Below are 9,557 nucleotides of genomic sequence, written 5' to 3'. Positions count from 1 at the left end.
TAAAGCCGATATGGCCGTGCCGACACCCATCGAACAAAAAACACCGACGCCGACTCGCACCGGCTACCCGGAGCCCAATAAAGCCGATGTGGCCGTGCCGACACCCATCGAACAAAAAACACCGACGCCGACTAACACGGGCTACCCGGAACCGAATAAAGTCGATATAGCCGTGCCTACGCCCATCGAGCAGAAAACACCGACGCCCATTAGCACGGGTGCCAGCACGGGCTACCCGGAGCCCAATAAAGTCGATGTAGCCGTGCCTACGCCCATCGAGCAGAAAACACCGACCCCCACTAGTACGGGTGCCAACACTGGCTACTCGGTACCCAATAAAGCCGATGTGGCCGTGCCCACGCCTATAAAACAAAAAGTGCCAAGGCCTGTCCTGACCCCTGAGCTTATTGCCACGCCCGGTAAAAAGCCCATCGCCGTGCCGATGAAGAGGCCCATTGCGGTGCCGCCTAAAACACCGCAAATAGTTACGGCTCCAGCGATGGTCCCAATTAAAGTGCCAACGGCAGTGCCACGGGCTGTGCCAACGGCAACACCATACCAAGGCCCCGTTGCCTTACCAGCGTTAACTCGCCCAATATTACAGATTGGGGCGCCTGATAAGCTAAATGCCGGTACCACAACACATTTACTTACCGCCCAGCCGCAAACCAGTCTTACTCGGGTTGATATTTACTCAACAGATGGCATCGAATTTGCCACCCATGAAGAGCTCAACTCACTGGAATATGACGGATTTCACTTTGCCGTGCTTGGTCTAAACGTGCCCAATGTGGAATATAATTTTATAGAGAGGCCAAAGGCTGAGCCTGGCACCTTTATTTTTTATTTCGACTTCGCAAGTTCGCTCATCCATAAAGAGCAACAAGGCATGTTTGATGAGATTGTGGCCAAATATCAACATCATGCAGCTCCCATCACTGTGATAGGAGAAACCGACGGTTTTGGCAGCGAGCAATATAATACGCTACTGGCGCATCACCGCTCTGCCATCATAGTACAGGAGCTAATTGCCAGAGGGGTGGATGAGCGCCATATTGAACTTACCTTAGCGATTCGCTGTTGCAAAGCAGAAGCACCCACTGTCGAGACTATTGAAGCCACGCGAGAGCAAAGGATCACCTGGGTGCATTTTGAATAGTTAGAGTAAGGGTTGCAGCGCCTTTATGGGCGCTGCTATTGACCGATTAGCTGCATATCCTGATGCTCTATGCCATCTTCCAAATAGCGCTCGCCTTGGGTTTCAAAGCCAAAGCCGCGATAAAAGTCGAGCAAATAGGTTTGTGCGCTCAGCACCACGGTGCGCCCGGGAAAGTGACTGTGGCACAGAGACAGGGCCTCATTCATCAGCTCCTTAGCAACCCCCTGCCCACGCCATCTATCGACACAAAGCACCCGTCCTATGGCTAGGTTTTCCCCTTTACTTATACAACGGGCATAAGCGCATAACTGGCCGTCTTGATACCCCATCAGATGCAATGTATCCGCTGCAATATCGGCATCATCTAACTCGGGATAAGGGCAGTTTTGCTCCACCACAAACACATCGACGCGAGCCCGCATCAGGGTGAAAAGTTCATCTAGGCTTAGCTCATTAAAATGTTTATGCCGCCATAAAATACTCATGGATTGCTCCGACAAAAAAGCCCAGCTGAGCCGGGCTTTTGATTAATTACCAAATGTTATCAGTGAATTAAACGCTCAAGCTGATCGCAAATCTGCGATAGGTTTACATGATCATGCTCTATGGTTAGGTCGATGTAACCATCGGCACGAAACGCTCGGTCAAGCTCGATAAGTACATGGGTCTTATGCGCCTCGGGGACGAAAGAGAGCTCCACTTCCTGAATACCGAACATGCCACGATTCCCCGGGCGGTACTCCAATTCCTGATAACAACCAGAGGTTGACTGGAAGCTGGGGGCACGTAAATACCCCTTTTCCACATCCGCTTTCACCAAGGAGAAGCCCAATTTATCCATGGCCTGCATGCAGGCTTTAACCGCCTCATTAGGATAGATGTGCAACACATCACGGTCACTGGCATCAAGCGCCAAATCAATATTCAAACCGGTTTGAATCCACACCTGAGTCTGGTGATAACCGGCACTAAACTCAGTGATCGGCGTTTCCGAATGCAGTCTCGCTTCAAACGGAATACGATGCTCCTCACCCGGTTGTAATGTCAGCTTTTCACTCACCCGCCACTTATCGATAATATGATTGGCAAAATAAGCGCCATCATCCGCCTCTACCTTAACACGGGTCATTAATGCCAATTCCAGACCGGAAATATCTTGCTCGACATCGCCGCCTTTAATAATGATTTCGGCGTGAAATTTTTGTCCAGGGTGCAAATGCTCGGTTTGTAGCACTGTGTCTACTTTCGCCGCACCAATGCCAACTGAAGCCAGGATTTTTTTAAACATAACTACTCCTGTTTGAAGATCCTTTTTCGCATCTTAACCACATTTTTACAGCCTTGTCAGTGAAAACTTTAGGTTAACGACAAATATTGAAAATTTTTACCCGCTATGACCTTAGTCATTGAACTCTAAGGTAACGTATTTTCATCAAGCCAGGCTTTCGCTACACTGTGAGCATATCGACTATAAAAAGAAATCTATGGAACTCATCTTTTTTGCCATTGCTTTTGTCTGCGGTTTCGCCGCCTACCAGGTAAAACTTCCGCCTATGGTGGGCTTTTTAATTGCCGGCTTTGTCTTGCATTTCGCCGGCTATAAAACCACGGAGCTGTTAAATAGCATTGCTGATTTGGGGATCACCCTGCTGCTCTTTAGTATCGGCCTGAAACTGAAGGTATCCAGTTTAATGAAGGTGCAGGTCTGGGTCCCGGCAACGGCGCATATCGTTTTAAGTACGGCGCTTTTTGGCGGTTTGTTATTGCTGCTTGGTGTTTTTGCTCTGCCCTTGTTCGTGGAGTTAAATTGGCAAACCGCCTTATTGTTGGGTTTTGCTTTTAGTTTCTCAAGCACTGTGTTTGCCGTTAAGGTCTTGGAAGACCGCGGTGAGATGGCCAGTCTGCACGGTAAGATTTCCATCGGTATCTTGGTTATGCAGGATATTTTTGCGGTGCTGTTTTTAGTCGCCAGCACCGGCAAGATGCCCAATTACTGGGCTTTGGCCTTGCTGGTATTATTGCCGCTGGTTCGCCCTGTCATGTTCTGGATCCTCAACCGCTCCAAACACGGTGAGCTGCTCCCCTTGTTCGGATTTTTCTTCGCCCTGGTAGCCGGTTACCAGGCCTTTGAGTTTGCGGGGATTAAAGGGGATCTCGGCGCCCTTATTCTGGGCATGATGTTTGCCAGCCATAAAAAGGCCGGTGAACTGGCCAAGTCCTTATTAAGCTTTAAAGATATCCTCTTGGTTGGCTTTTTCTTGACCATAGGCTTAAACGCCGAGCTGACCTTTAGTGCGGTAGTCGCGGCCCTGCTGATTGTGTCGGTACTGGGCGTAAAAGTGATGCTCTATTACGCATTGACCAACTCGGTGCGCCTGCGCGCCCGTACCTCCTTGCTTAGCGCCTTTACCCTGGCCAACTACAGCGAATTTGGCCTTATCGTCTGTGCGGTGGCCGCCAGCAGCGGCTGGGTATCTTCACAATGGTTGGCGGTCGTAGCCACGGCGGTGGCCGTCACCTTTATTATTGCCTCACCGCTGAATGCGCGCGCCAACGAAATCTATGTCCGTATGGAAAACTGGCTGCTGCGCTTTGAAAGCGATACGCGCTTGGAAGAAGAGCTGCCGGTGAATCTTCACAACACCCGTATCGTTATCTTCGGCATGGGTCGTATCGGCACCGGTGCCTATGAAACCATCGCCGCAAGCTTTCCCGATGCGGTGGCCGGTATCGATATCAAACCGGAAGTGGTTGCCCGCCATGTTAAGCGCGGACGCCGGGCCTTGACCGCCGATGCCACGGATCCGGATTTTTGGCAACGACTGAACCACTCGCAGGTGGAAATGGTTATGTTAGCCATGCCCAAACACAACCAAAATATTTTGGCGCTACAGCAGCTCAAGGCCTCCGGTTATAAAGGTCAGGTGACCGCCATCGCCAATTACCCGGACCAACAAAAAGAATTGCGAGAGCTGGGTGTGGACTCTACCTACAACTTCTATTTGGAAGCCGGTAGCGGTTTCGCCGAACACGTGAAGGCCAAAATCGCCCTCAGCTAGACCCATTCCACTGTCTTTAGGTGATAACGCAAGCCTTTGTGTTATCACCTGATTTCCCCTCCGCACGACATAAAGCCAGGCCTTCTGCCAGGCTATTTACAAAGCTTTACACGGCAACTGGTCATAGCAGCGAAAAAAGGAGTACACTTAATTCTTACGCTGATGTAAGTCTCTATTTTTAACACAAATTTGTGTTCGCTTACGCCAGCATTGAGGACGATTTTTGCGCAGCACCTAGGTAGGAGGTAGTATGTCCATCAACAAAAAGATGACGACATTGCAAGACCGAGATGCACAACAATTACAAGAAGTGCAATTGCAGCTTGATTCCATTCAAGATGCGGGAGTAACACCTCAGTACTTACGTTATGTGTTATTCCAAAAGATGCTGGATGTTTATCAGGTGCCAAAAGATCATGCCATGCGTGCCAACAGCACACCGGAGCGTTTGGACGATCCTGGGTTGATAAGTCAGCTTACAGAATTAGGCTTTGCCAAAGCCAAAACATACCACTAGTTTAGTGAGGGCCTACTCCCTCATTTAATAGGCTGGCAATGCCCGTCGCCAGCCTATTTTTCCCCACTCTCTATTATTACACCCTGAGCTTAAGCCGGTTAAGATTCAGGCTGTTTTTGTGCCCGACTTTTAAAGCGTCGCGGCACTAAAGTGGCAAAGGAGTCGACAACAGGTTTGCTGTAAATTGCCCAAATAGAATGGTGGCCGGCATCATACTGACCAACGCCAATAGTGATTTTACCCACCTCGTCGGCGCGGATCAGGGTGCCAAACAACCTGTCCCAAATTGCCAAAGCGGAACCTAAATTCGTATCAAAATGCACCGGATTGTCACTGTGATGGATCTGGTGTTGGGCCGGGCTAATAAACCACTTTTCAACGCCCTTGCCCCAACTCAACCAGACATGGGAGTGACGTAAATTAGAGCCCATGGCATTAAAGGCAAAAACGAAGACATTGGCGCCCAAGATATCGAACATAGATAAGGTGTTACCGAAGAGGTAATAACACAGCCCTACCACTAGGCCCTGTGATAAGGCCATACGACAGGCATAAAGGTAGCTTTCCAGCGGATGGGAGCGATAAATGGTAAAAGGCGTCAGCACCTTGGCGGAATGATGAACCTTGTGGTAGTGCCATAAAAACGGAATTTTATGCAACGCATAATGAAGAATAAAACGAGAGAAATCATCGGCTAAAAACAACAAGATGGTAAAGATGACCACCACACTTGTCTCGCTTACCGCCAAGGGCTTATGTTGGCCAAATGCGGCCTCGAGCACCTCGGTTGTCCCAAGTGCTATCGGCACCATGGTCAGAACCACAGGGGCAAAAAGCAGCGTCTTGAGGATACGGTTGTAAATCCAGAGTTGGTAGTCTTGGCGGGCACTGGGGGCCCACCAGATTTTTTTTGCAAACACGTAGCGCAAAAAACCTCGTGGCGAGGCTTTGCCTTTGCGCCTGGCATAAACAAACAGGGCTAATAGCAGGGCCATGATGATATAACCAATAAAAATGCGTTTATTGGCATCAAAAAGATAATCGGGCGTTTGTAAAACACTTTGCCAAATTGTCTCGAGCATGACCCTTCCTAAGTATACCAATTCACTTAAATAGCTAATCATTCTAGCGGGCTAAATTCATGCCCACTGTGTTGGAATTTTCTTATGTAGAATACTACATAAGAAAAATTCCACCTTGTGATCATATCATTTATCCAGCGCTATATCCGATCACATACTTAACAGAATTGGTATTAGAATTGATACTTGTAGCCTAGCGACAGGGTACGAGGCTTGCCTGGGCGAGCACCGTACGGGCGGCGGCTGATAATCTTATCCTGATCGAACAAATTATCAACCTTGGCATACAAGCGGCCATATTGACCGAGCTCGTAATGGGCAGCCAAATCCACCACGGTCGTGGCCGGTACTTCTTCCCCTGCCAGAGCCAGGTCGAAGCCCTCATACCCGACACCGGCGGTCTCCGGCATATCGCTGACATACTTAACCAGCATATCCAGGGCCCAGTCCTGATGTGCCAAGCCAATGCTTAGAGTAGCCTGGTGCGTCGGCAAATAAGGCAAACGATCGCCCTTGCGAATATGACCCCACTGCACGAACTCGGAGAACAACTCCTCCTTGAATTCGCTTTGCGTGTAGGTGTAGGTCAGACTCATGGGTATATCCAGATGCAGATTCAGCGGATAGGTTTGCGCCAATTGCGACTCAACACCCCATACATCCACTTCACCGCCGCTAAACTCACGGTCAAGCTGGCCTTGAGACCCACAGTTTGACTGACCACAGCTTTCGATCAAATTCGAATAATCGTTGAAGAAGCCGATCACTTCAAAGCTGGTCACGCCATCGTTAAAGCGACCACCGAACTCGTAGTTCACGCTTTTTTCAAAGTCATCTTCACCGGCACGTACCGGCGCCGCTGGGCTCGACGGCACAAAGCCCTGATGGACACCGAATAATAAACCGCTGTTGTCGTTCAACTGATAAAAACCGCTGACGCCCGGCAGCCAGATGCGAGTGGTCTTTTGCTGGTAGTCGTCGGCCAAGTCCGGCTTGTCGTTTTGGTAGTCCATGTCCATTAGCTCACCGCGCACGCCCAAGCCCAAGGTAAGCTGGCCTAAGGTCACCTGATCTTCCAGGTACACCGACCAGGCATCGGTCGACTCGGTGTTCTCCGTGGTGAAATATCGGGTATCGGCGACTCTCGTGTTAAAACCATCCACCATGGCATAGATGTCTTCGAAATGGTTGCGTTCTATTTCGTCCTGATGGAAACGCACCCCAAAGGACACCTTGTGATCCATGCCGAACAAGGCCGTACGCCAGTTACCATCGACCTGAATCCCCTGCGAATAGTATTCGCGGTCATTGGTGCCCATGGTTAGGTAATAGGTGGTTTCACCGGCCACCACTGAGTTGCGCTCACCAGTGATCACTTGATACTGCTCTGCAAACTCCTCTGGGCTGGCAAGAATATCGGACAGACTGGCACTGGTGTTGCCAACGCCGTTAAGCTTAAGCCAGGCGCGCTCATAATCGTTGCGATATACACGGGTGGTCAGGTCAAAGTCCTGAGCACTCAGCTGGTAAGTAAACATCACCTGGGTGTGCTTTGTATCCATTTGCGCCGGTTGCGACGCCGCATAACGACGGTATGGATTTTTTGCATAATCGCGGTCGGTTAGACCCAGATAGGTTTCATCCGATAATTCATCGGCATAAGAAAGCTTGAGCTCAAAACGTTGGTCGAATCGCTGGCCATCAAGTTGATAATCAAGCTTCACCAAAAAGTCGTCTTTTTCAAAGCCGGTGTCGCCGCCGCCATCGAGTTCCTTAAAGCCATCACTCTCCAGGTGCAACCCTTCAACCAAGAAGCCAAAGTTACCCTGACGGTCGCCATAGTAACCATGGGCCTTGTTATAGCCATCGCCGCCCACGGCCAAATCAATACCACCGGTGGCATAATCGGGCACCTGACGACTAACCAGATTCAGTGTTCCGGCCACGGTTTGCGGGCCATATTTAATGGCCGCTGGACCTTTAAATACTTCCACCGCGGTCATGCGCGTGGTTACCGGGAAGTAGTAGGCCGCCGGCGCCGAGTAAGGAGCAGGGCCTATTAACACGCCGTCTTCCAAGATAGTGATCTTCTTACTGCGTTCGGGAGTCACACCGCGAAAACCTATATTCGGACGTAAACCAAAGCCGTCTTCTTCACGAATGTTGACGCCTGGTACCTGAGAAAGCACACGGTGAATATCGTCGAACTCAAACTCTTCCAGTTGTTCTTCGCCGATCAAAGTCGCGGAGCCGGCTTCGGTACGCAACTTATCGTGGTGGCTGATTATCTGAATATGCTCAAGCGATTTTTTTTCTTCGGCAACTGCGTTAAAGCCCAGTGCCGCAATGCCTACGGCTAAGGCTAATTTACTGTAATTCATGGTCTTCCTTAGTCGTTATCGCCGGCCGACGTAGCCGGAAGCTCAAGGGCAAGTTCGTTGATAAAGTCGTTTTTCAGCTCATCGGTGATGGCTTTCACCTTGGTATGAACGTCACGTACCTGCTGCTCATTGTCGATAAGCGCGCTGGCCAGGCTCGAGTCGATGGCGGCAATGGCTGCCTTGGTCTCGCTAATGGCTTGCAACATGCGCTCTTTGGTGGCCGTCGCCTGCTCTTCATCCAGGTAATCGTCAAAACCGACTAGGGCCTCCTGACCTTGCTGTTGACCCACTAACAGGGCTTCGAAAGCCAGCAGGTTGGCCTGAATATTGGCAAGTGAGCTTTTCGCATCAAAGCTTTCCACGTCCTCGGCACAGGCCGAAGTACCACAGGAGTTAGGTAAGATGCCGATGGGCTCGGCCAACTTCTTATCCTTCACCATTTCGGTCAGGTAGAACATAGCATCGGAGATATGATTCAAGGCAACATGGGCGTTTTCAAACTGAGAGCTCGGCTCACCGGCGGTTTTCAACTGCACCGCAAAGCCATTGTCACCCTGCCACTTATTAAGTAGCTCCTCGGCAGAAACGATCAGATCGTCTGCAGCGGTAACGGCGTATTCGCAGCGGGCCACCTTACGCTCCAGCTCGGTTAGGCTATTCCAATCAGCCAAGGCTTCATTGGCGATGCTGCAATGATGGTCGTACTGGGGGTTAAATAGCACATGTTGCAACGCAAACAGGCCACGGCGCGTGGCGGTACGGGTGCTGATATCGTACGGACGATTAGGGTCCAGGTTGATCACTCCGTCCTTATGATAGGCCACATCCTGGTCGATGCCGCAACGGCTAATAGCGGGCCACGAATAGATACGGTTACGCAGCTCGCCACTGTTGCTAAGGAGTGGTCCCATTTGCATCACTTCAACCTGTTGCCAGGCGCCCATGGTATCAAGCCAGGCATTTTGCGCTGTGCTCATCGCCGCTAAGGCCTGCTCCGAGCTGCTTTCTATGCTCGCCTGCTCCAGGGCGCAATAATCGGCAATGGCCGTACGCTGGGTTTGCGCTTGGGTATAAAACAAGGTGTAAGCCGGCGTAATAACGTTATCGACCAAGCTGGCAACCAGCTCGGCTTCATCGAATGAAGTCGGGTTAGTGATAGCCCCTTGATCGCCACCGTTATTAAAGCCTTCGCCCTGCGAGCTTGAAGTGCTCTCGCCACATCCCACTAGGGCCAGGGTCAAGGCGAGTGCCAGAGTTTTAACGCGAAAATTCGCAGTAGTCATGATTCATCCTATTTGGCCAAACTCCCATTTTATTGGGAGATGCTGAAAACGACAAAAGGCTAGGCGCGATTTAACT

The 9,557-nt window shown here is 50.4% G+C and carries 8 protein-coding genes; 3 read left to right on the top strand and 5 right to left on the bottom strand.

Annotation, left to right across the window (positions count from 1 at the left end):
* The coding region (locus C2M36_RS13475) for an OmpA family protein (protein WP_199883050.1) at positions 1-1,159 on the top strand (1,159 nt) is incomplete at its 5' end.
* Between the two features lie 35 nt (positions 1,160-1,194).
* Here C2M36_RS13475 and C2M36_RS13470 read toward each other — a convergent pair.
* Complete coding sequence (locus C2M36_RS13470) at positions 1,195-1,644, bottom strand: GNAT family N-acetyltransferase (RefSeq protein WP_105255334.1); 450 nt, start codon at positions 1,642-1,644, stop codon at positions 1,195-1,197.
* A 59-nt stretch (positions 1,645-1,703) separates the two neighbouring features.
* Positions 1,704-2,447, bottom strand: a complete 744-nt coding sequence (locus C2M36_RS13465) for a sporulation protein (RefSeq protein WP_105255333.1) — start codon at positions 2,445-2,447, stop codon at positions 1,704-1,706.
* 196 nt (positions 2,448-2,643) lie between these two features.
* Between C2M36_RS13465 and C2M36_RS13460 the strand changes: the two genes are divergently transcribed.
* Both C2M36_RS13460 and C2M36_RS13455 read left to right on the top strand, forming a co-directional pair.
* Positions 2,644-4,218: a cation:proton antiporter family protein gene (locus tag C2M36_RS13460; protein WP_105255332.1), complete on the top strand. Its 1,575-nt coding sequence runs from the start codon at positions 2,644-2,646 to the stop codon at positions 4,216-4,218.
* 250 nt (positions 4,219-4,468) lie between these two features.
* Entirely contained in the window at positions 4,469-4,735 is a 267-nt protein-coding gene (locus tag C2M36_RS13455) for a hypothetical protein (protein WP_105255331.1), read from the top strand.
* Positions 4,736-4,833: 98 nt separating this feature from the next.
* Here C2M36_RS13455 and C2M36_RS13450 read toward each other — a convergent pair whose 3' ends face one another.
* The 3 genes from C2M36_RS13450 to C2M36_RS13440 all read right to left on the bottom strand — a co-directional run bounded on the left by C2M36_RS13450 (position 4,834) and on the right by C2M36_RS13440 (position 9,481).
* Positions 4,834-5,817 (bottom strand): sterol desaturase family protein, encoded by a 984-nt coding sequence (locus C2M36_RS13450; protein WP_105255330.1) that lies wholly within the window; start codon positions 5,815-5,817, stop codon positions 4,834-4,836.
* Between the two features lie 173 nt (positions 5,818-5,990).
* Positions 5,991-8,198: a TonB-dependent receptor family protein gene (locus tag C2M36_RS13445; protein ID WP_105255329.1), complete on the bottom strand. Its 2,208-nt coding sequence runs from the start codon at positions 8,196-8,198 to the stop codon at positions 5,991-5,993.
* 8 nt (positions 8,199-8,206) lie between these two features.
* A complete protein-coding gene (locus C2M36_RS13440; protein ID WP_105255328.1) occupies positions 8,207-9,481 on the bottom strand; it encodes an imelysin family protein in 1,275 nt (424 codons plus the stop codon).
* Positions 9,482-9,557 lie beyond the last annotated feature (76 nt).

The sequence above is a fragment of the Pseudoalteromonas sp. T1lg75 genome (assembly GCF_002964705.1).
Classification (GTDB): domain Bacteria; phylum Pseudomonadota; class Gammaproteobacteria; order Enterobacterales; family Alteromonadaceae; genus Pseudoalteromonas.
This window is presented reverse-complemented; position numbering and strand designations above follow the sequence as displayed.

Excerpts from the sequence above, each read along its gene's own strand:
- C2M36_RS13460 (WP_105255332.1), top strand. The coding sequence starts at position 2,644 with ATGGAACTCATCTTTTTTGCCATTGCTTTTGTCTGCGGTTTCGCCGCC.
- C2M36_RS13465 (WP_105255333.1), bottom strand. The coding sequence starts at position 2,447 with ATGTTTAAAAAAATCCTGGCTTCAGTTGGCATTGGTGCGGCGAAAGTA.
- C2M36_RS13450 (WP_105255330.1), bottom strand. The coding sequence starts at position 5,817 with ATGCTCGAGACAATTTGGCAAAGTGTTTTACAAACGCCCGATTATCTT.
- C2M36_RS13440 (WP_105255328.1), bottom strand. The coding sequence starts at position 9,481 with ATGACTACTGCGAATTTTCGCGTTAAAACTCTGGCACTCGCCTTGACC.
- C2M36_RS13445 (WP_105255329.1), bottom strand. The coding sequence starts at position 8,198 with ATGAATTACAGTAAATTAGCCTTAGCCGTAGGCATTGCGGCACTGGGC.
- C2M36_RS13470 (WP_105255334.1), bottom strand. The coding sequence starts at position 1,644 with ATGAGTATTTTATGGCGGCATAAACATTTTAATGAGCTAAGCCTAGAT.
- C2M36_RS13455 (WP_105255331.1), top strand. The coding sequence starts at position 4,469 with ATGTCCATCAACAAAAAGATGACGACATTGCAAGACCGAGATGCACAA.